The organism is Azospirillum sp. P4_B5, assembly GCF_056402275.1.
The window spans coordinates 19,709-39,435 of the sequence record NZ_JBFUHT010000032.1 but is presented as its reverse complement, the minus strand read 5'-3'; the positions used below and the strand labels follow the sequence as shown (position 1 = coordinate 39,435).

The 19,727-nt window shown below is 68.0% G+C and carries 22 protein-coding genes and 1 tRNA gene; 11 read left to right on the top strand and 12 right to left on the bottom strand.

The window, feature by feature from the left end; translation table 11 throughout:
* Positions 1-60: 60 nt before the first annotated feature.
* The 4 genes from AC1DVI_RS22155 to AC1DVI_RS22140 all read right to left on the bottom strand — a co-directional run bounded on the left by AC1DVI_RS22155 (position 61) and on the right by AC1DVI_RS22140 (position 4,108).
* A complete protein-coding gene (locus tag AC1DVI_RS22155) occupies positions 61-534 on the bottom strand; it encodes a hypothetical protein (RefSeq protein ID WP_476959812.1) in 474 nt (157 codons plus the stop codon).
* 20 nt (positions 535-554) lie between these two features.
* Complete coding sequence (locus tag AC1DVI_RS22150) at positions 555-1,238, bottom strand: DsbA family protein (protein ID WP_476959811.1); 684 nt, start codon at positions 1,236-1,238, stop codon at positions 555-557.
* A 158-nt stretch (positions 1,239-1,396) separates the two neighbouring features.
* Entirely contained in the window at positions 1,397-3,553 is a 2,157-nt protein-coding gene (locus AC1DVI_RS22145) for a protein-disulfide reductase DsbD family protein (protein ID WP_476959810.1), read from the bottom strand.
* A gap of 126 nt (positions 3,554-3,679) precedes the next feature.
* Positions 3,680-4,108 (bottom strand): hypothetical protein, encoded by a 429-nt coding sequence (locus AC1DVI_RS22140; protein WP_476959809.1) that lies wholly within the window; start codon positions 4,106-4,108, stop codon positions 3,680-3,682.
* A 329-nt stretch (positions 4,109-4,437) separates the two neighbouring features.
* Between AC1DVI_RS22140 and AC1DVI_RS22135 the strand changes: the two genes are divergently transcribed.
* The 4 genes from AC1DVI_RS22135 to AC1DVI_RS22120 all read left to right on the top strand — a co-directional run bounded on the left by AC1DVI_RS22135 (position 4,438) and on the right by AC1DVI_RS22120 (position 6,572).
* Positions 4,438-5,058: a class I SAM-dependent methyltransferase gene (locus AC1DVI_RS22135; RefSeq protein ID WP_476959808.1), complete on the top strand. Its 621-nt coding sequence runs from the start codon at positions 4,438-4,440 to the stop codon at positions 5,056-5,058.
* Between the two features lie 128 nt (positions 5,059-5,186).
* Positions 5,187-5,387, top strand: a complete 201-nt coding sequence (locus tag AC1DVI_RS22130; protein WP_476959807.1) for a heavy-metal-associated domain-containing protein — start codon at positions 5,187-5,189, stop codon at positions 5,385-5,387.
* 11 nt (positions 5,388-5,398) lie between these two features.
* The gene (locus AC1DVI_RS22125) at positions 5,399-6,010 is read left to right on the top strand and encodes a DUF305 domain-containing protein (protein ID WP_476959806.1); all 612 of its coding nucleotides are present in this window, start codon (positions 5,399-5,401) and stop codon (positions 6,008-6,010) included.
* 358 nt (positions 6,011-6,368) lie between these two features.
* Positions 6,369-6,572 carry a type II toxin-antitoxin system VapB family antitoxin gene (locus tag AC1DVI_RS22120; RefSeq protein WP_476959805.1) on the top strand — a complete coding sequence of 68 codons (204 nt, stop codon included), beginning with the start codon at positions 6,369-6,371 and terminating at the stop codon, positions 6,570-6,572.
* A gap of 44 nt (positions 6,573-6,616) precedes the next feature.
* Here AC1DVI_RS22120 and AC1DVI_RS22115 read toward each other — a convergent pair whose 3' ends face one another.
* Together AC1DVI_RS22115 and AC1DVI_RS22110 are read right to left on the bottom strand one after the other, a co-directional pair.
* Positions 6,617-7,009, bottom strand: coding sequence for a hypothetical protein (locus AC1DVI_RS22115; protein ID WP_476959804.1), 393 nt, complete (start codon positions 7,007-7,009; stop codon positions 6,617-6,619).
* Between the two features lie 93 nt (positions 7,010-7,102).
* Complete coding sequence (locus AC1DVI_RS22110) at positions 7,103-7,339, bottom strand: hypothetical protein (protein WP_476959803.1); 237 nt, start codon at positions 7,337-7,339, stop codon at positions 7,103-7,105.
* Between the two features lie 187 nt (positions 7,340-7,526).
* Between AC1DVI_RS22110 and AC1DVI_RS22105 the strand changes: the two genes are divergently transcribed.
* A complete protein-coding gene (locus tag AC1DVI_RS22105; RefSeq protein WP_014197265.1) occupies positions 7,527-7,832 on the top strand; it encodes a hypothetical protein in 306 nt (101 codons plus the stop codon).
* An 82-nt stretch (positions 7,833-7,914) separates the two neighbouring features.
* Here AC1DVI_RS22105 and AC1DVI_RS22100 read toward each other — a convergent pair whose 3' ends face one another.
* The 4 genes from AC1DVI_RS22100 to AC1DVI_RS22085 form a co-directional block, all read right to left on the bottom strand.
* Complete coding sequence (locus tag AC1DVI_RS22100; protein WP_149165105.1) at positions 7,915-8,367, bottom strand: hypothetical protein; 453 nt, start codon at positions 8,365-8,367, stop codon at positions 7,915-7,917.
* A gap of 158 nt (positions 8,368-8,525) precedes the next feature.
* Entirely contained in the window at positions 8,526-9,152 is a 627-nt protein-coding gene (locus tag AC1DVI_RS22095; RefSeq protein ID WP_476959802.1) for a calcium-binding protein, read from the bottom strand.
* A 256-nt stretch (positions 9,153-9,408) separates the two neighbouring features.
* Entirely contained in the window at positions 9,409-9,612 is a 204-nt protein-coding gene (locus tag AC1DVI_RS22090) for a hypothetical protein (protein WP_476959801.1), read from the bottom strand.
* 40 nt (positions 9,613-9,652) lie between these two features.
* Entirely contained in the window at positions 9,653-9,805 is a 153-nt protein-coding gene (locus AC1DVI_RS22085; RefSeq protein WP_109069550.1) for an entericidin A/B family lipoprotein, read from the bottom strand.
* A 137-nt stretch (positions 9,806-9,942) separates the two neighbouring features.
* Between AC1DVI_RS22085 and AC1DVI_RS22080 the strand changes: the two genes are divergently transcribed.
* The 6 genes from AC1DVI_RS22080 to AC1DVI_RS22055 all read left to right on the top strand — a co-directional run bounded on the left by AC1DVI_RS22080 (position 9,943) and on the right by AC1DVI_RS22055 (position 17,219).
* On the top strand, positions 9,943-11,394 hold the full coding sequence (locus tag AC1DVI_RS22080) for an MATE family efflux transporter (RefSeq protein ID WP_476959800.1): 1,452 nt from the start codon (positions 9,943-9,945) through the stop codon (positions 11,392-11,394).
* A gap of 199 nt (positions 11,395-11,593) precedes the next feature.
* Positions 11,594-14,416: a DNA gyrase subunit A gene (gene gyrA / locus AC1DVI_RS22075; RefSeq protein ID WP_476959799.1), complete on the top strand. Its 2,823-nt coding sequence runs from the start codon at positions 11,594-11,596 to the stop codon at positions 14,414-14,416.
* A 21-nt stretch (positions 14,417-14,437) separates the two neighbouring features.
* The gene (coaD, locus tag AC1DVI_RS22070; RefSeq protein ID WP_035675985.1) at positions 14,438-14,986 is read left to right on the top strand and encodes a pantetheine-phosphate adenylyltransferase; all 549 of its coding nucleotides are present in this window, start codon (positions 14,438-14,440) and stop codon (positions 14,984-14,986) included.
* Between the two features lie 121 nt (positions 14,987-15,107).
* Positions 15,108-15,183: transfer RNA gene (locus tag AC1DVI_RS22065), tRNA-Lys, on the top strand.
* Between the two features lie 193 nt (positions 15,184-15,376).
* On the top strand, positions 15,377-16,201 hold the full coding sequence (locus AC1DVI_RS22060; protein ID WP_476959798.1) for a ferritin family protein: 825 nt from the start codon (positions 15,377-15,379) through the stop codon (positions 16,199-16,201).
* Positions 16,202-16,211: 10 nt separating this feature from the next.
* Positions 16,212-17,219 carry a YihY/virulence factor BrkB family protein gene (locus AC1DVI_RS22055; RefSeq protein WP_476959797.1) on the top strand — a complete coding sequence of 336 codons (1,008 nt, stop codon included), beginning with the start codon at positions 16,212-16,214 and terminating at the stop codon, positions 17,217-17,219.
* A 27-nt stretch (positions 17,220-17,246) separates the two neighbouring features.
* On the opposite strand, the gene AC1DVI_RS22050 is transcribed toward AC1DVI_RS22055, so the two are convergent.
* Positions 17,247-18,209, bottom strand: coding sequence for an acetyltransferase domain-containing protein (locus AC1DVI_RS22050; protein ID WP_476959796.1), 963 nt, complete (start codon positions 18,207-18,209; stop codon positions 17,247-17,249).
* Positions 18,210-18,254: 45 nt separating this feature from the next.
* Positions 18,255-19,205 (bottom strand): sensor histidine kinase, encoded by a 951-nt coding sequence (locus AC1DVI_RS22045; RefSeq protein ID WP_476959795.1) that lies wholly within the window; start codon positions 19,203-19,205, stop codon positions 18,255-18,257.
* Positions 19,206-19,727: the final 522 nt, after the last annotated feature.

The window sequence follows — 19,727 nt, the reverse complement described above, 5'->3', positions numbered from 1 at the left end:
TGTGTCGGTTCCGGTGGACGGCGCCGCGCTCAGGGGCGGCGCCGTCATGCCCAGCAAACATTAGGAAGGTCTGATGCGTTCCCGGAGGTCGTGGCCCGACATGTCGACCGGACAGACCACCGCGTGGCGGCGCTGCCTCCACTCCCAGGTGACCGCCGCCGCGGTGACGGCGGCGCCGACCACGGCCAAATGAAGGCGGTACGGCTCGACGTGGGCGAGCAGCAGGTCCGCCCCGAAGACCAGCAGCAGGAGCTTGTTGCAGGTCGGGCAGGCGATCCCCAGGAACCAGAGAACGCTGCCCAGTCCGGCGCCACGGGGCGGACACATCGGCCGCCGGATGGCCACGTAGATTCCGACCAGCACCGCCTGGACGGCGAGCAGCCAGACTTCGAACCCCTGGGTCGGCGTCATGCGGACGAACACGGGGTTCGGCCACACGGCGGTGACGGTTCCCAGCACTAGGAAGATCAAGATCGCCGCGGCGGTCCCTCGCAGGACACGAGGCGGGCTCATCGGACTGTCGGCGAGATTCATGACGGATGCTCCACGCTGGTTCAGCCCTGCTTGTCGTCGCGCTTCTTGGCGCGGACGTCGGCGACGATCTCCTTCATCGTCTTCAGATCGAGGCCGCCGGGAATGAGGTAGCTGCCGATGACGAAGCCCGGGGTGCCCTGGAGTTTCAGCATGGCCGCCTGCGCGGATGCCTGCTTGAAGGCTTGGTCCACCTGAGCGTCGCGCTCCTTCAGGTCCCGCTCGGCCCGCGCGAAGTCGAGACCGGCCTCGCTGGCCGCCTTGCGGATCTTCTCCTCGTCGAGGCGACCGGGAATGTTCATGAAGGCGTGATGGACCTGTTCGTAGCGGTCCTGCCAGCGCGCGGCGAGCGCGATCCTGGCGGCGTAGATCGACGGCGCGCCGAAAACCGGCCAGTGCTTGTGGATCACCCGGACGTTCTTGTCCTCGGCGACCAGCTGCTCGAGGAAGGGGTGGACCTTGCGGCACACCGGGCACTGGTAGTCGAAAAACTCGATCACCGTCACGTCGCCCAGCGGGTTGCCCACGACCACCGCGCTGGGGCCGCGGGTCAGGGCATCCGGGCCGAGTTCCGCCACCAGGGGCGGGGCCGCCGTGGCCGCGGCGGAGGTCGGGGCGACGAAGGACTGGATGGCGACAGCCCCGGCGCCGAACGCGGCGGCGGAGACGGCGACGGTGAAAAGGGTCGTGACGAGGCGGGAGGTCATGATGGGACTCTTGGCTCCGTGATGCGACTGGGCGGACCGCCGCTCGGGACGCCCGGAGGCGGCGGTCGGGATGCTGAGGAGCGTCGCGCTCGGACGTTCCGGCTGGCCAAGCGCGACGCGGGGCGTGGTGTCTGCGAGACTCGTGGGGGAAGCCGCGGTTATCCGGCTGTCCGGGCCTTTCGGACGGCGTCCAGTACGGCGCCTTCGGACAGCACCTCGGGCAGGACGATGCCGTGCGGCGCGCCCGGCCCGTAGACCGCGTTGAACGGGATGCCATAGCGGTCGTGCTGGCCGAGGTAGGCGGCAATGGCCGGGTCGGGGCTGGTCCAATCCGCCCGCATGGCGACGACGCCGTCCCTCGACAGCGTACCGGCCACCGGCTCGCGATCGATCACCAGCTTCTTGTTGACGATGCAGGTGACGCACCAGTCCGCCGTTACGTCGACGAAGACCGTCTGGCCCTGAGCGACCAGCCGGGCGATCTCCGCCTGCTCGAACCGCTGCCACCGCGCCGATGCCGCGGAAGAGGTGGCCGGGGCCGCGTGGTCGAGGACGGCGGGGATGGCGACCGCCGTGGCGAGCGCGACCAAGGCCACCGGCCCGGCCGCGAGGCTCACGGCCCCGAAGCCCCGGGTGGCCAGGGCGAGGGCGCCGACGGCCAGCAGGGTGGCCGCGACGACGCTGGCGGCCGTGCCGACCGACGTCTGCGCGGCGAGGACCGTCACCAGCCAGATTGCTGTGGCCGCAAGGGCAGCCGCGAGCAGGTGGCGGAGCGTGCCCATCCAGCGCCCCGGCCGGGGCAGCAGCGCGACCGCGCCCGGAAACAGGGCCACGAGCAGGTACGGGGCTGCCAAGCCGACGCCAAGCGCGCCGAACACGGCGAGGATCTCCAGCGGGCCGCGGGCCAGCGCGAAGCCGACCGCGGTGCCGAGGAACGGCGCCGAGCAGGGCGTCGCCAGCAGGGTGGCGAAGGCGCCCATGGCGAAGTGCCCGGCGGGGCCGTCGCCCCCGACGGTGCCGAGGGCGGTGGACAGAGAGGACGGCAGCCGGATCTCGAAGACGCCCGCCATGCTCGCCGCGAAGGCGACGAGGACGCCCACCATGACGGCGAGAAAGACGGGCTGCTGGAACTGCATGCCCCAGCCGACGATGCCGCCCGCCCCCTTGAGGGCCGCCAGGGTGCCCGCCAGGACGAGCATGGCGGCGATGGCGCCGGAGGCGGTCGCCAGGAAGCCCAGCCGCACCCGGCGGCGCTCCTGGCCTTGCTGGCCGATCACCGACATCAGCTTGAGGGAGAGCACCGGCAGGACGCAGGGCATCAGGTTGAGAACGAGACCGCCCAGCAGGGCCACCGCCAGGAACGGCAGGAGGTCGGCGAGCCGGTCGCCCGTCAAGGGCGCCTCCGACGACACGGTGACCTTGGCCTCGACGGCGCGGCCGCCATCGACGACCGTGACGGTGAGGGGCCTGTCGGCCATGCCGACGACATCGGGTCCGGCGACGACGGGCAGCGTGAGCAGGGCGGTGCGTCCGCCGTCCTCGCGCGCGACCTCGGGCTTGGCGAACGCCCAGTCGCCCCCCTCGACGAAGGCGTCGGGAGCCGCCAGCGGCGCCGTGGCCGACGCCACGCGGACCACGAGCGCCCCGCGCGCGGGGTCGGTCCAGGCGCCCTCGACGGTGACGCCGGACGAGTTCCCGTCACCGGGAACCTGGGTGTCGAACCGTGCGATCAGGTTGCCCGCGGCCGCGTCAGGTGTGGCGGGACCCGCGGGCCGGTCGAGGCCGACCTGGTGCGCGGCCGGGACGCAGACCTCGCTGCACACCAGCAGGTCGACCTTGCCGCGCAGCGAGACGGGCTCGCCCGGGCGCTCGACGGTCACCTCGAGGGGGAGGACGACCTCGCCGGTGTAGCCCAGGGTCTCGATGCCGAAGGTCGAGAAACGGTGCGGCGCGGGCCAGCGGACCGCGACGGACGCAACGTTGGTGGAGCCCGACCAGTCCATTCGGGGCGGCATGCCCGCGTCTCCGGGCGAGCGCCAGTAAGTTTTCCAGCCGTCGTCCAGGACGATGCGGAGCCCCGCCGGGATGGTCTGTGACTGACCGGCGGCGTCGACCGACGCCAGGATCTGCACCGTCGAGGTCTCGGCCGATGATTGGGGACCGACCATTGCGGAGACGGAGACGGGGGCCAGCACGGCGAACAGGAGGACCGCCGGGAGGGCGCGCAACAAACGGCTGGTCGCAGCCTTGTAGGTACCGCCGAACACGGCGGCGAGCGGCGCCAGCGAAGGGCGCCGGGTGACAGTGATCGACATCGCGTTGTCCGTCCGCTGAGGGAACAGGGCCGTGCGCTCCGGAGTGGAGCGGCAAGCCTGCTGGGGATCGGCCACGGACGGTCCGGCGGCGGGCAATGCCCGGCGCAACGACGGCCCTGTGGCGGTTCAGGCGGACAGGCGCGGAGGCGGCAGGTCGGGGAGCGTGGTGATGCCGCGCGACGGATCGTCGATGGCACACGCGTGGCTGTCGGCACCAGCTGCCGAAGGGGGGGGAACAGTGGACGCGGCATTGGGAAGGGCGCCGCACACCGTGAGGCATGGAACGGCGGTCGGGCACCGTGCCGTCCCGGTCGATGCGTCGCGTCCGTTGCAGGGCCGGTCGGTGTCGTCAGCGGCGGTCAGGACCGTCGGAACGACCGCCTCCCGTTCCTCCGCGGAAATGGTGTCGCCGAGTGCAGGCGGGAACGACCGGACGGTGTCCACAGGGGCGAACGCCCTGGCCCATCCGGGACCGGCGAACGCGACCAGCGTGGCCAGCACGAGCAGTGCCGTCACCAGTGCCCGGATCATGTTCGCCGTGTGTGGCACGCGCATCCTCTCGTCATCCCGCATCGAAGCTACGGTCGGCGGGGGCTTGGCGCAACCCGCATTCCGCTCACAGACCCGTGAGGGGTGGTTCGGAACTCCGATCGCCGTAGCCTGTTCCCCTGCCACCCCTTGCGCATTAGATATTACTACAGTCTAATGGAATGTCGCCATCGATTAGACGGGCGTTTGCATAAGCCCAGGAATCCTCAGCCGACATCGCACGGAGGAGCGCGATGACCTATCACGTTTCAATGTCCGGGGGGCGCTGCTGACGTCTTGAGCCGCCTTGAAGCGTAAAGGGCCTGCGGGCGGGAAATCTCCAAGGATACGACGGCATGAGCCTATATCAGCATCACATACTGCCGCGGCTCACCGACTGGGCCATGGGGCAGGCAGTGCTCAGCGATTTCCGCTCCCGCGTCGTCGGCGGTGCGCGGGGGTGCGTTCTCGAAATTGGGATCGGGTCCGGGCGCAACCTCCCGTTTTACGGGGGAGAGGCCACGGAGGTCGTCGGCGTGGACTCCTCTCCGGAGTTGCTGGCCCTCGCTCGGAGAGCGGCGGCGGTGCCCCCTCACCCTGTGACCCTGATCGAGCAAACTGCGGAGCAACTGCCGTTTTCCGACAGCAGCTTCGACACGGCGGTGGTGACCTGGTCGCTGTGCAGCATACCTGATCCGGTCGCGGCGCTGCGGGAGGCCCGCCGTGTGCTCAGGCCGGGTGGGCAGTTGCGCTTCGTCGAGCACGGCCTCGCGCCTGACCCCGGCGTCCGCCGCTGGCAGCGCCGCCTGACGCCGCTGTGGTCGAGGTGTGCGGGGGGCTGCCATTTGGATCGCAAGATGGACGACCTCATTCATGAGGCCGGGTTCCGCATCACGGACCTGAAGGCGGGTTACGTCCCCGGCATCAGGCTCCTGGGCTTCATGTACGAGGGCTGCGCATGCAGCCAAAGCGGATGAGGCGTGCGTGTTGCTGCTCATCGGAAAGGCTTCAACAGGACCATTGACCTTCTAACGACTGGAAGGTGGAGGCTGCCTCCAGAGACGAACCGGAGCAGTCCGGAAGGACCCCGTCGAGGAGGATACCGATGTTGCAGTTCACCGTTTCCGGCATGACGTGTGGCGGATGCGCCAACGCCGCCCGCAAGGCCCTGGCTGCCGTCCCCGGCATCACGGCCATCCAGGCTGACCCGCCCAACCGCCGCCTCGCCGTCGAGGGCGACGTCGGCGCCGACCTGATCGTCCGCACGCTGGCCGACGCGGGCTACGACGCCACGCCGATCGCCTGAGGAGACGCACCATGTTGACGAAGAAGAATGCCCTCCGGGGCAGCGCCCTGGCTCTGGTCCTGGCGCTCTCCGCGGCATCGGCGGCCATGGCCGACGGCGGTGGCGGCGGGGATTGGCACGAGACCGCCGTCTACGAGCTCGCTCTGGTCCCGGGCGGCGCGGCCGACTCCGCAGCCGTGAGGGCCGACCTCGACTACGTGACCGGCATGCGCGAGCACCACGCGGGTGCGCTGACGATGTCCGAGGAGTACCTGGTCAAGGGCCGGAACCCGGTGCTGCGGCGCATGGCGGGCGCCATCATCGCCAACCAGGAGTACGAGATCGCCGTGCTCGACGAGGTGAAGCGCCAAGTCGAGCAACCGCCGACGGTGCTGGCCGACTTCGGTTCGACCAAGCTCGTCCGGCGACCGGTCGCCACCGAGGGGTTGGAGCACCGCCTGTCCTACATCAAGACGCCGCCGCCGACGGCGCTCGACCTCTGGACGACATCCGGCGCGGTCGACGAATACGACGTCCGCTGGGCCAAGGCGATGATAGCGCACCACCAAGGCGCGCTCGACATGGCGTGGGACTACAACTCCGACCCGAACGGCGAGAACAGCTTCCTGCGCACCATGAACTAAGACATCGTCCAGGACCAGACCTACGAGATCGGGTTCCTGGAGAGCGTCATTGATCGCTTCCCCGGCGACGCCAGCGCCATCAAGCTCGACCCGTCCATGGTCCACGGCATGTCCATGCACGGCGCGCACGGTACGATGGACCACGGCGCCATGGGTCATGACCGGATGGATCACGGACCCACGGGGCACCGACAAATAGGCCATAAGGGAATGGGCCACTGATCCGGTATAGGATGTCCGGCGACGATCATGCTGGTACCGTTTCTTGCCACCGCTCTCCTGCTGCGATGAAAGGCACGAGCACGAAGGATCGCATCGAACGCGAGAACGGTTGGCTGTCCTCATCAGGGAGTGCGACATGCGCACCAATATCGACATCGATGATGCTCTGATTGCCGAGGCGATGGCGGCCACCGGACTGACCACGAAAGAGGCCGTCGTCGAGGAGGCGATTCGCTGCTTGATCCGCCTCAAGCAGGAGGAGAACACGCTGGCGCTCCACGGTACTGTCGAGTGGCAAGGCGATCTGGAGGCGAGCCGCCCAGGTCGCGGAGACGACTGATCGTCGTGGGCGGCCCGCAGGCGGAGCAACGGCGGGGCGGGTGCTCAGCACCGCAGCTTCCGTTCCGCCTTGGCTCCGGCGACCAGCGCGCGCCGAACCAGAGCGGCAAGCTGGCGGGCCTGGAGGCGCCCGCGGACGAACCCCTCGCGCATCGCGTCCAGCGCCGCCGGGGCAATCTCGGGCAACACCGCCACGGCGCACTCGTCGTCGTCCGCCGCGTCGGCCAGGCATCCCGCGAACAGCGCGTCGAAGTCGCGCGCCCGCGGAGTCCCGACCTCGACCACAGCCAACTGGGACATCTGGAGCGCCGGGATCGCCCCCGTGTCGTTCGCCGTCAGCAGCCACATGACGCGCGACAGGTCGACGGGAAAGGCCAGCGCCTCGTCCGGCCAGCGCCGGGACGAGGACGGCTCGAGTAAAAGGGCCGTCGCGTCCATTGGCCCGTCGTAGAGCAATGGCGAATGCCGGAGGCACACCAAAGCGGATTTTGCCACCTCGCCCAGTCGCAGCTTCCGAGCGGCATCCACAAATCACGACCCGACCGCGTCCGCCAAAAGGCAGGGTCGCCCTTCGGACGCCCCGAGCGCCCCATGCCATTCGACCTCGGCAATACGCTCATGGTCCGCCAATGTCTTCTTTCTCCTCGAGGTGAGAAGACGCAACTGTTGAACAATCGGTTCGAGTGGGTCCACCAACCTGGACGAGTTCATCACCAGATCAGCTTGGCCAACACGATGCAGGCGCATCTTGGCAACCTGATCCATCATGGCTCGCTCCACAGGAAGGGGTCCCGTTCTGAGTACCTGGATGACCGTGAGGGGGGGTGTGGTTCCCCCTCCCTCACGGCACCGGTCGCAGGCTTGTCTTCGCATCTCCTGCGCAGGCCGGGCTTGACGGGGGATGCCCGCCACCCGAGATTTCACGGCGAGCGTCCGTCGTGATCCAGGAGCAGCCATGGCCCCCCAGCGCCGTCACATCCTGCGTGCCCTTGCCGCCGTCGCGGTCGGTGGTGGCGCGGCGACCCTGTCCGGCCCCGCCGCGGCGTTCCGCGTGATCCCGAACGATGATCTGAAGGGTGTGCTGGACGAGGGCTGCGGCGCCACCGCCTATCATCGCCGGATGATCGACGAGGCGGTGCAGGCGGCCGGCGTCTCGCTGACGGAGGAGCAGCGCAACACGCTCCTTTCCCAGATCTCCTGCCCGACCTGCCGCTGCCCGCTGAACCAGATCGACAATCCCGCGGCCGGCCTGCGTTTCTAGAGACTGGCCGAGACGCCACGCGCCGGCCAGACCCTGCGCCCCGTCATCGGAGCTTCTTCGCACGGTCTGGCCGAAGACGGTGTCAGCGCGGGGCGGTGGCGCGGTTCCAATTGGTGGCGTCCGCCGGGTTGCCGGGCAGGGGAGCCAGGGCCGGTGCCATTGCGGCTGGCGTGGCGAACAGGGCGTCGAACTCGTCCGCCGTCATCCCGGTGAGGACGAGTGCCTGCCGCTCTTCCGAATAGCGCAGCTGTCCGGAGTCCAGCGTCACGTGACGCTTCACAGGATGGACCGGAGCACCGCTCGCCACCACGAGTTGGACCGGCTCGCGAGCCGGGGTGAGGACGACATCCTCCACGGCTCCCATGATGCGGTTTTCCGGAATGGACTGCACGGTCAGCCCGACCAACTCCAAAGGCGACATCTGCGCCATGGGACGTTGCGTGGCGCCGGTCTCCGCGCAGGCGCCGAGCGCTGCCAGTGCGCAGACGGCCAGCAGGCGGATGGCGGGGCGGGGGGTGAAGCGTCGATGGTTCATGCGTGGCTCCTCCGTCGCGTGGGCAAGGCTATAACGCGGCAGCGGAGCAGAGGGGTCGGAGGGAGGATCGGAAAAGGGCGCGGCCGGCGGCGGCCACGCCCCTTGCGCCATCAGTCCCTCATGCCCGCGGTACTTCCTTCAGGTGAGGATGCTGCCGGTCAGGTGAAGACATAGTCGCGGCCGGACACCAGCCCCACCGAATCCACCGTCAGCGACGACCCGTCGCGGAAGCCGAAGGCCGTGCTGGTGGCGGTGGTGGAAACGGTCAGGTCGGCGGCGGAGAAGCCGCGGAACTCGATGCGGTCGATCCCCGCTTCGAAGTAGCTGATGTCGTCGGTGCCGAAGCCGCCCGGCGCCACGTCGAAGCGGAAGATGTCCGTGGCGCCGTCACGATAGCTGACCATGTGGTCGTTGCCGGCTCCGGGCAGGAAGATGTCGGACCCGTCGTCGCGCAGCGTGTCGATCAGCCAATCGTCGCCGATGCCGCCGACCAGCGTGTCGTCGCCGCGCCCACCCTTCACCGTGTCGTTGCTGGACCCGCCATCCAGCCAGTCGTCGCCGGCGCCGCCGAACAGCTGGTCGTCGCCCTGGCGCCCGTACATGCGGTCGTTGCCCGGATCGCCGGCGTAGGGGTCGCCCAGCCAGTCGTTCCCAAGCCCACCATCCAGCATGTCGTTGCCGAGACCTCCGGAAAGCGAATCATTCCCTCCATTGCCATAGACCGTGTCAGCGGAGTCGGTGCCGAGATAGCGTTCGGCGGCGTTGGTTCCCGAAAACCTGGCCATGGTTGCCTCTCCTCAATGATTAACAAATCGTTAACATCAAGCCGGCAAGAGAGAAAGGTAAAAAAACACTTAACGCATCGGCGCCAATTTTTGCCACGGTCCCTTGGGTCTTGTTGCCCTTGTGTTTCGGTGTTGTTTCCAGATTCGAATCTTCGATTGCCAAACACCGACAGTCCGAAAATGAAAAAGGCCGGCGCCTTGCGGCACCGGCCTTTCTTGAAACTGCCTGTTGCGAACAAACGCCGTGTCCGACGCTCTAAGCCTGGGTCGGTGACGGCATGCCGGGGACCGGCTGATCCGCCGGCGGCGGCATTTCCGGAGGGGTATCGGGGTTCTCGGGCACCGGGTAGGGGTCCGGCGTGGTCGGACGGTCCGGCTGCGGGGTGTTCGGGTTGCTCGGCGGCGGCACCTCGGTAGGGTGTCCTGGGGTGGACCGTTCCGGCGTCATGGGATCGCTCATGCGGGCGTCTCTTCCGTGGTTGAAATGTGTGGTGGGCGCGTCACTCGGCGGCGCGTTCGACGGCCCGGCCGCCGGCCTGGACATCCTGCCCGGCCCCTTCGATCGTGTTGCAGCCGGCAAGCAGCGCGGCAAAGGTCAGAACGAAGCTGGCGAGGGCGATCTGGCGGACGGGGAACGGCATGGCGCGGCTCATGATCCCGAACTCCTCAATGGATGCTGTTGCTTCGTCAACGCGCCGCCGCGGTCGTTGGTTCCGGCCCATTCGGCGGATTTGCAACAGGGCGGAAGGACAATAAGCCGCCACTTGACGTGGTACGCCGCAAGGTCAAGATGGCCGGTTCCGCCACCGACGGCGACAACCGTACACAAACGACCGACACACAAGCGACCGACTGCCCGATCATGCCCGACCACGCGATTCCCGCCCCTTTCCTGGCCGACCGTCTGCGCACCCACGCCGGCGAACTGCTGCGGCTGGCCGCCCCCGTCATCGTCTCGCGCGCCGGCTTGGTCGTCATGATGGCGGTGGATACGGCCATCGTGGGCCGCTACAGCGCGCAGGAGCTGGCCTATTACGGGCTGGCCCATCTGCCGGCCAATCTGCTGGTCACCACCGGCGTCGGGCTGATGATGGGCGTGGTGGCGGTGACCGCCCATGCCCTGGGCGCCGGCCAGGACGCCGAATGCGGGCGTATCTGGCGCCGGGCGATTCCCTACGCGCTGCTGCTCGGCATCCTCTTCGCCCTGGCCTCGCTGGCCGGCGAGCCCTTCTTCCGCCTGACCGGCCAGTCCGCGGATCTGGCGGCGGGCGGCGGGCAGGTGATGGCGGTGCTCGGCTACGGCATGCCGGGCATGATGCTGTATGTCGCCACCGGCTTTTTCCTGGAGGGGCTGAAGAGGCCCATACCGGGCATGGTGGCGATGATCCTCGGCAATCTCCTGAACGCTCTGCTCGCCTGGATGCTGGTGTGGGGGCATGGCGGCTTCCCGGCCATGGGAGCGGTCGGCTCGGCCTGGGCGACCACGGCGGTGCGCTGGGGGATGGGGCTCGGCCTCGTCTTCTACGCCTGGCACATGAGCGACCACGCGCGTTGGGCGGTGCGCGACCCGGTCCGCGACTGGTGGAGCGGCAGCCGCAAGCAGCGCCATCTCGGCTACGCCGCCGGGGTCAGCCTGGGCGTGGAGAGCGGCGCCTTCGCCACGCTGGGCCTGTTCGCCGGGATGATCTCGCCGCTGGCGCTCGGCGCCTACACGGTCGGGCTGAACCTGACGGCGCTGCCCTTCATGGCGGCGGTCGGGCTGGCCTCGGCCACGGCGGTGCGGGTGGGGGTGGCCTATGGCCGGCGCGACCCGCTGGACATGGCGCTGGCCGGCTGGACCGGGCTGGGCGTCACCAGCCTGATCCTGGCCGGAGTCGGGGTGCTCTACCGCTGGATGCCGGAGCCGCTGGCCGCGATCTACAGCGCCGATCCCCAGCTGATCGCCGCGGTGGCGCCGCTGATCGCCTTCACCGCCTGGGTTCTGGTGGCGGATGGCGGGCAAGTGGTCATGGCGAACGCGCTGCGCGGGCGCGGCGACGCCTGGGTCCCCACCGCGCTGCACTTCATCTCCTACGCGGTGGTGATGATTCCGGTGTCGGCCTTGCTCGCCTTCGGGTTGGACCGCGGGGCGCGTGGTCTTTTTGAGGGAATTTTGATCGCCAGTGTGGTATCCGTGACCATCCTTTCGCTGCGCTTCGCGCTGTTGAGCCGCCCTCGGCTAGCAAAGGCCGAAGGCCATTGACCTGCAAAGGCCAGAAATCGTGGGAACGCCGGAGCGTTGTGTGCACATGCGAAAGCTGATAGGAATTCTTATATTACATGCAGCGGCCCGAAGGGCCGTGCGGACGTGCCCCGTTGAACCGTAAGTGTTGACCTTGAGCGTTGAACAGCAAGCGTTGAACACCGAGCATCGCCGCAGCCCGTAGAATGAGTTTGTCTCCTTGAGCACGACGCCCCTTCCTCCCGCCTCCGACATCGCGCCGGTCACCATCGAAGACGAGATGCGCCGGTCCTATCTCGATTACGCGATGAGCGTGATCGTGAGCCGCGCTCTGCCCGACGTCCGCGACGGGCTGAAGCCGGTGCACCGCCGCATCCTCTACGCGATGAAGGAGGGCGGGTACGACTCGACCAAGCCCTATAAGAAGTCGGCGCGCATCGTCGGCGACGTGATGGGTAAATACCATCCGCACGGCGACAGCGCGATCTATGACGCCATGGTCCGCATGGCGCAGGGCTTCTCCATGCGCCTGCCGCTGATCGACGGGCAGGGCAACTTCGGTTCGATGGACGGCGACCCGGCGGCGGCCATGCGCTACACCGAGGCGCGGCTGGCCAAGGCGGCGGAGGCGCTGCTCGACGACATCGACAAGGACACCGTCGATTTCCAGGCCAATTACGACGATTCGGGCAAGGAGCCCACGGTCGTCCCGGCGCGCTTCCCGAATCTGCTGGTTAATGGTGCCGGCGGCATCGCCGTCGGCATGGCGACCAACATCCCCACCCACAATCTGAGTGAGGTGGTGGACGCCTGCTGCGCCTACATCGACAACAACGACATCACCGACGAAGAGCTGATGGAGTTCGTGCCCGGCCCGGACTTCCCGACGGGTGGCATGATCCTCGGCCGGTCGGGCGTCCGCTCGGCCCTGATGACCGGGCGCGGCTCCGTCATCATCCGCGCCAAGACCGAGATCGAGGAGATCCGCAAGGACCGCTTCGCCATCGTGGCGACGGAGATCCCGTACCAGGTCAACAAGTCCAAGCTGATGGAGCGCATCGGCGAGGTCGTCAACGACAAGACGATCGAAGGCATCTCCGACCTGCGCGACGAATCGGACCGCGACGGCGTGCGCGTGGTGATCGAGCTGAAGCGCGACGCCATGGCCGACGTTGTGCTGGCCCAGCTCTTCCGCCACACCCAGCTGCAGACGTCCTTCGGCGTCAACATGCTGGCGCTGAACGGCGGCCGGCCGGAGCTGATGAACCTGCGGCAGATCATCGCCGCCTTCGTCCGGTTCCGCGAGCAGGTCATCACCCGGCGCACCGAGTTCCTGCTGGGCAAGGCGCGCGAGCGTGCCCACACCTTGGTCGGTCTGGCCGTCGCCGTCGCCAACCTGGACGCCATGATCGCGCTGATCCGCAGCGCCCCGGACCCCGTCTGGGCGCGCGAGCAGATGATGGAGCGCGAGTGGCCGGCGCTGGACGTCGCCCCGCTGATCGCGCTGATCGACGAGCCGGGCCGCGGCGTGTCGGAGAACGGCACTTACCGCCTGTCGGAGGAGCAGGCCCGCGCCATCCTGGACCTGCGCCTGCACCGCCTGACCGGGCTTGAGCGCGATAGGATCGGCGCCGAGCTGACGGACGTGACCGACCAGATCGCCGATTACCTGGAGACTCTGGCCAACCGCGCGAAGCTGCTGGGCATCCTCCGCGACGAGCTGGTGGAGATGAAGGAGCGGTTTGGCACTCCGCGCCGCACCGAGATCCAGGAGCTGGAGTTCGAGGCCGACATCGAGGACCTGATCCAGCGCGAGGACATGGTCGTCACGGTCAGCCAGTCCGGCTACGTGAAGCGCGTGCCGCTGTCCACCTACCGCGCGCAGAAGCGCGGCGGCAAGGGGCGGTCGGGCATGTCGATGAAGGCGGAGGACGCGGTCAGCGACCTGTTCGTCGCCAACACCCACACGCCGCTCCTGCTCTTCTCGTCGCGCGGCATGGTCTACAAGCTGAAGGTCTACCGCCTGCCGCTGGGCAACCCGCAGGCGCGCGGCAAGGCCTTCGTGAACCTGCTGCCGCTGATTGACGGCGAGACCATCACCACCGTCCTGCCGCTGCCCGAGGACGAGGCTGTGTGGGCCAACTTGCACGTGGTCTTCGCCACCTCGAAGGGCAACGTGCGCCGCAACCGCATGTCGGACTTCGCCAACATCCGCTCCAACGGCCTGATCGCCATGAAGCTGGAGGAGGAGGGCGAGCGTCTGATCGCCGTCCGCACCTGCTCCGAGGCGGACGACGTGCTGCTGGCGACCGGCGGCGGCAAGTGCATCCGCTTCGAGGTCGCCGACGTGCGCGTCTTCGCCGGCCGTACCTCGACCGGCGTGCGCGGCATCCGTCTGGCCGACGGCGACGAGGTCATCTCGATGACCACGCTTCACCATGTCGACTCCTCGCCCGAAGAGCGCGCCGCCTTCCTGAAGATGAAGCGCGAGGAAGGCGTCGAGATGGAAGGCGAGGCGGCGCCGGAGGCCGACGAGGTGCCGACCGAGGCCGTGACGATCAGCCCCGAACGCTACGAGGAGCTGAAGGGCCTGGAACAGTATGTGCTGACCGTGACCGAGCGCGGCTACGGCAAGCGGACCTCCTCCTACGAGTACCGGGTGACCGGCCGTGGCGGCCAGGGCATCTGGAACATGGAGATGGGCGACCGCAACGGCTCCATCGTCGCGGCCTTCCCGGTGGAGGACTCGCACCAGGTGATGATGGTCACCAACGGCGGTCAGGTCATCCGCATGCCGATCCACGACGTGCGCATCGCGGGACGCAAGACGCTGGGCGTCACGCTGTTCCGCGTCGGTGCGGACGAGCGCGTGGTGTCCGTCGCGTCCATCGCGGAGGATGAGGACACCAACGGGAACGGGACCAACGGCAACGGTGGCGATCCGAACGGCGGCGGGACGGCCTCCGTGGACGACGCGCCCGTGGACGATACGTCGGCAGATGGCGCCGCTCCTGGCGATACTCCCGGTGAGACGATCGAATAAAAAGAGGCGGAAGATACTCCCATGGCCAAGCGCCGCATCGGTGTCTATCCCGGCACCTTCGACCCGATCACCAATGGGCACATGGACATCATCCAGCGGGCGTCGCGCCTCGTCGATCATCTGATCGTCGGCGTCGCCCGCAACGCCGGTAAAGGTCCGCTCTTCTCGACGGACGAGCGGGTGGCGATGGTCCGGGAGGACGTGACCGCCCTGAACAACGCCGGGGCCAGCATCGAGGTGCGGGCCTTCGACACGCTGCTGATGCATTTCGCGGTGGAGGTGAATGCCACCGTGATCATCCGCGGCCTGCGGGCGGTCTCGGACTTCGAGTACGAGTTCCAGATGGCGGGGATGAACGCCCGCCTGAACCCGAAGATCGAAACCATGTTCCTGATGGCCTCGGAAAAGAGTCAGTTCATCTCCTCCCGCTTCGTGAAGGAGATCGGGCGTCTGGGCGGCGACATCCGCGGCTTCGTCAGCGGCCGCGTGGCTGAGCATCTGGCCGAGCGCTTCGCCCTGGAGGCGGGCAACGGCGACGCCAGCAAGCAGGTGCAGACGCTCAAACAGTGACGGCGCCGGGGCCGCGGCGGAGGGCGAAATTTTTGTGCGCTCCGCCCAACCCCGCTGTTGACCGGGGCGTCACCGCCCCCTATGTTGCGCCCCGCATCGGCAGCAGGCCGCATGCTTCTGTGATCCGGTAGCTCAGTCGGTAGAGCACGTGACTTTTAATCATGTGGCCGTGGGTTCGAATCCCACCCGGATCACCATTCCCCTCGATCATTTAGCGCTCTGACGGACCGTTGCGTGACCGTCTGCAAGGGTTCGGGGTACCGCCCCCGGTTGCCGCCTGTTTAAAAAGATCGGACGGGCGATCCCTCGTGTCACCCCGGCCGCAAGCCGGAACCTTCCGCCGACGTCCGGTGTTGCTTGGCGGCAGCGTCAAGAGGGGGAGTTGCCGGCATGAACCGAGCCACCGATCCGTATGCCGACACCATGGGTGGCGTCGCGGCGGACAATACAGAGAACACCACACCCACATCCGACGCATCGGCATCGCCGCGCGGCCGGCGTGGAAAGGACGAGATCGAGCAGGACATCCACGCCATCCGAGGCCGCATGGACGCGGTGCTCGATGAAATCGAGTTCCGCCTCTCGCCCGGCCAGATGTCGGGTGGAGTCATCGAGGTGGTGCGCGATGTGGTGGAGGGCAACCCGTCGCGGATGGCCCGTGCCATCCGCTCCAACCCCTGGCCGCTGGCTCTGGTGGCTGCGGGCGCCCTGTGGTTCGCCTGGACCGTCTCCCGCACACCGGAGATCGAGCCGACCGTTTCGGGCACTGCTGCGGGACGGGTCGCCGACGGCGCGATCCAGGACGTGCTGAGCGTTCTGGTGGCGGCGTGTCGCCAGGGAGCCACCGGATTCCGCCAGGCCGACATGGTTCTGGACGACCCTGACCTGAAGGGACGGCTGGTCCAGGTCGCCACACAATTCGACCGCAGCGCCGCCGCCTTGGAAGCGGAACTGGTGCGCCGTGGTGGCGGCCGTGACCTGCAGGCTCCTGTCCACGCGGTCTGGCGTGACCTGGACACGGAACTGGGTGGTCCGCGGACGCGCGGCGGGCTGCTCCGCGGGCTGGAGAGCGGCGTGGAAGGGACGTTGGGGCTGTTCCGCAACAGCCTGCACGATGACCTGCCCGAGGAACTGACGGTGGTCGTCGGCGCCCATTTCCATGAGATCGAGACGGTGCGTCACCGTGTCGGCGCGTTGCGCGAAGCGGTCGCGTGAGGGAGGGGGCATGCTGGGGCTGAGCCGTCGCCACCGCAATCAGTATCCGCGCGTCGAGATGGGAGGGCGGGGGCGATCGGCGGCCCGGCCCTCCGACATCCCAAAGGCGGGTTGGAAGGACATCCTCTGGCGCACCTGGGAAGAGCAGGGGAAGGACAACATCTCCATCGTGGCGGCGGGGGTGGCCTACTACGCCCTGTTCGCCATCTTCCCGGCGGTCGCCGCGTTGGTCTCCCTGTATGGCCTTGCCTTCGACCCGGCGGGGGTGGAGCAACAGGTCAACCAACTGGCCGGGCTGCTGCCTCCGGAGGCGCTGGACGTGCTGCGCGATCAGGCCCGCAACGTGGCGTCGGCACCGCGGGAAGGTCTGGGCTTCGGCGTTCTGTTCGGCCTCGCCCTGACGCTGTGGAGCGCGTCGCGCGGCACGAATTCGCTGATCACCGCGCTGAACATCGCCTACGGGGAAGAGGAGCGGCGCGGCTTCCTCTGGCTCGCCTTCCTATCGCTGGTGCTGACGCTGGCCGGTCTGGTGTTCGTGATCATGACCCTGGCGCTGATCGTGGCGGTTCCAGCGGCCATCAACTTCCTTGGCCTGCGGGACACCCCCATCGGCTGGGTCGCCAGCCTCGCCCGCTGGCCGATCCTGGCTGTGGCCATCATGCTGGCGCTCGCCGTGCTCTACCGCTACGCCCCGGACCGGCGACAGCCGAAATGGCGCTGGGTGACCTGGGGCTCGGCCGTCGCTACCACGCTGTGGATCGTCGCGTCGGTGGGCTTCTCGGTCTACGTCTCGAACTTCGGCAGCTACAACCAGACCTATGGCTCGGTCGGGGCGGGTGTGGTGCTGTTGCTGTGGTTCAACCTGACCTCCTACGTCATCCTGATGGGGGCGGAGCTGAACGCGGAGATCGAGCATCAGACCGCCCGCGATACGACGGAAGAGGATGGGCGCGGCCCGAAGCCGATGGGCCATCGGGACGCCTATGTTGCCGACACGGTTGGGAAGCGCCGGGCTTAGCGCTTCATCCGCTCGACGTTATCCGGGTCAGCGATTGCCGCAGCTCTGAATAACGCCATCGACCTTGCGGGAGCTGTCGGCGGTCAGCCGATCGTGGATGAAATCGGACCACAGGCCGGCCCGGTTCAGATCGTCGGACACGCAGCGGCAGGTGGCGGTGCAACGTTCCATCTCGCCGCCACTGCCGGTGCAGGTCGCCACGCAGGAGGTCTGGAAGCTGCGGATGTCCGCCGGGTCGGCACCAATTCCCATCGCCAGCAAGGACAGCAAGCCGAACAGCACGGGCTGGTGCAGCAGATAAACCGCCAGGCTGTGCCGTCCGGCCCAGGCGAACCAACGCCCGACCGCTCCGCCCGGAGCCAACGTCGGGCCGGGACGCCACAGGCGCCCCAGCGCCATCCCGAACAGGAAGCCGCCGAACCAGGGGAAGAGCGGCACATAGTCGTTCGATTCCGGCTCGAAGGTCATCAGCCCGACCCAGCGCAGCCAAGGCTCGTCGAACAGCGGCAGGGCGACCGTCTCGCCCAGCGCGATCACCGCCCCGCCGAGCAGCAGAAGCACCGGCCAGGGAAGGCGCAGCAGAGCGAGGCCGAGCAGGCTCGCCACCGCCATGTGGTGCAGCACGCCGAAGACGATCGGGCTGTCCGGAAACATCGCCACCGACACCGCCGACACACCGCCCGCGGCCAGGGCAAGCATGGCGAAGCGCCGCAGGAAGCGGCGCCGGTCGATCCCTCCTTCCGCCGCCAGGACGAGGCTGAGGCCCGACAGGATCAGAAAGCTGCCGAGGATGCCGGTGCGCGCGGCCAGCCAGAGCGGATCGCCGAACAGGTCGAAGTTGGCCAGCCCGAGATAGGTCAGGTCCCAGGAACCGTGATAGAGAGCCATGGCGAGCAGCGCCACGCCGCGCGCCATGTCGATGACGCCGACGCGCCGCGCCGTCATGGTTGCCGGAGCCGCCGATGCGGGTGAGGTGAGGAGGATGGGCATGGGCGACTTTTGCCGGAATGGCCTTTCCCTGTCCACCGGCGCCGGTCAAGAAACCATGGTCGGGGAAAGAACGAGCCGGGCCGTGGTGCCCTGGCCGGGAGATCCGGTCATGCTGAAGGCTCCGCCGATCTGGGCGGCCAGCGAGCTGACGATCTTCAAGCCGAGGCTGGAGGGGCGGGTCAGGGTGAAGCCATCGGGAAGGCCCGCCCCGTCGTCACACACCGTCAGCACCAGTTTTCCATCGTCGGCCCGCAGGTCGACGCCGATCCGCCCGGCCTCGCCGTTGGGGAAGCCGTGCTCCAGTGCGTTGCTGACCAGCTCGGCGACGATCAGGGCCAGCGGGATCAAGGTGTCCGGCGGCAGATCGGATTCGGCGGCGCTGACCGTGCAGTCGACCCGCTCCGCCCCGGATGTCTTGAGGATGTCCTGACACAGCTCGCGCAGGAACGGCTCCATGTCCATCGGCCCGTCATGGGGAGCGTGAAGCCGGCGGTGCAGGCGGCCCAGCGTGGACAGCCGTCCGGCGGTCTCCTCCAGCGCGCGGCGGGCTTCGGGATCCCGGACCTTGGACTTCTGAATCGCGATCAGGGAGGAGGCGAGCTGAAGGTTGTTGGAGACGCGGTGCTGAAGCTCGCTGAACATCACCTGGGTTTGCTGTGTCAGGCGGGCGCTGCGGTTGCGCTCCTCCGCCAGCCGCTCCAGCGCCACGTTCATGATGTGAATCACGGCGATGTCCACCGCCACGACCAACCCGAAGAAGCCCAGCGCCAGCGCGCTGCCGGGGTTCAGATCGAGCGATTGGCTGGTGCCGAGGAAGAAGTACCAGGAGGCCAGCCCGCTCAGAATCGCCGTCAGGATGCCCGGCCACAGCCCGGCCAGGAAAGTGGTGACGATGACCGCCGGGAAGAAGGTCAGGAAGGGGAAACCCGCCGGCAGCCGGTCGTCCAGGGCAAGTCGCGCTACCAGAGCGATGGCGAAGGCCGCCAGCGCGAACATGAACCCCAAACCCTTATGCCCGCGCAATCGGGAGAGCTGGGCAAGAGTCATATGCGGCGGTCGTCCGTTTCGGAAGAGGGGAACGGACGATGTCGTCCGTGGAAGAGAGCGTCTACGATATGGAGATTCGTATGCGAACGCACCGCCTTTTATGCGGGTGCTTGGCAAATTAAGTTCGATCTTCGTAATGTTCGTCCGGCGCTTGGTCGCGTGTCTTCACGACGAGGCCAGGGCGTTGCGCAAGTCAGCGCATTGGTCCGGCAAAGGCGCTATCGACCCTTGTGCGGCGATGCGTCCAACGCAGAACGCTGAAACCGGTGGCAACGGGGCTTGTGGGCAATCACGGCGATCAGGCGACCGGTATCCCCTTCCGCTGCGGTCAGGGCCAGGACGGAACCGATGCCTTCCTCGGGCCGGTGCAGGGCATCCGCCAAATCCGCCAGTGCGCGACGGAACGCGATCCCATCGGGTGGCGCCCCGGTGTCACCCTGAGCGACGGACCGCGGCTGCGAGAAAAGAAAC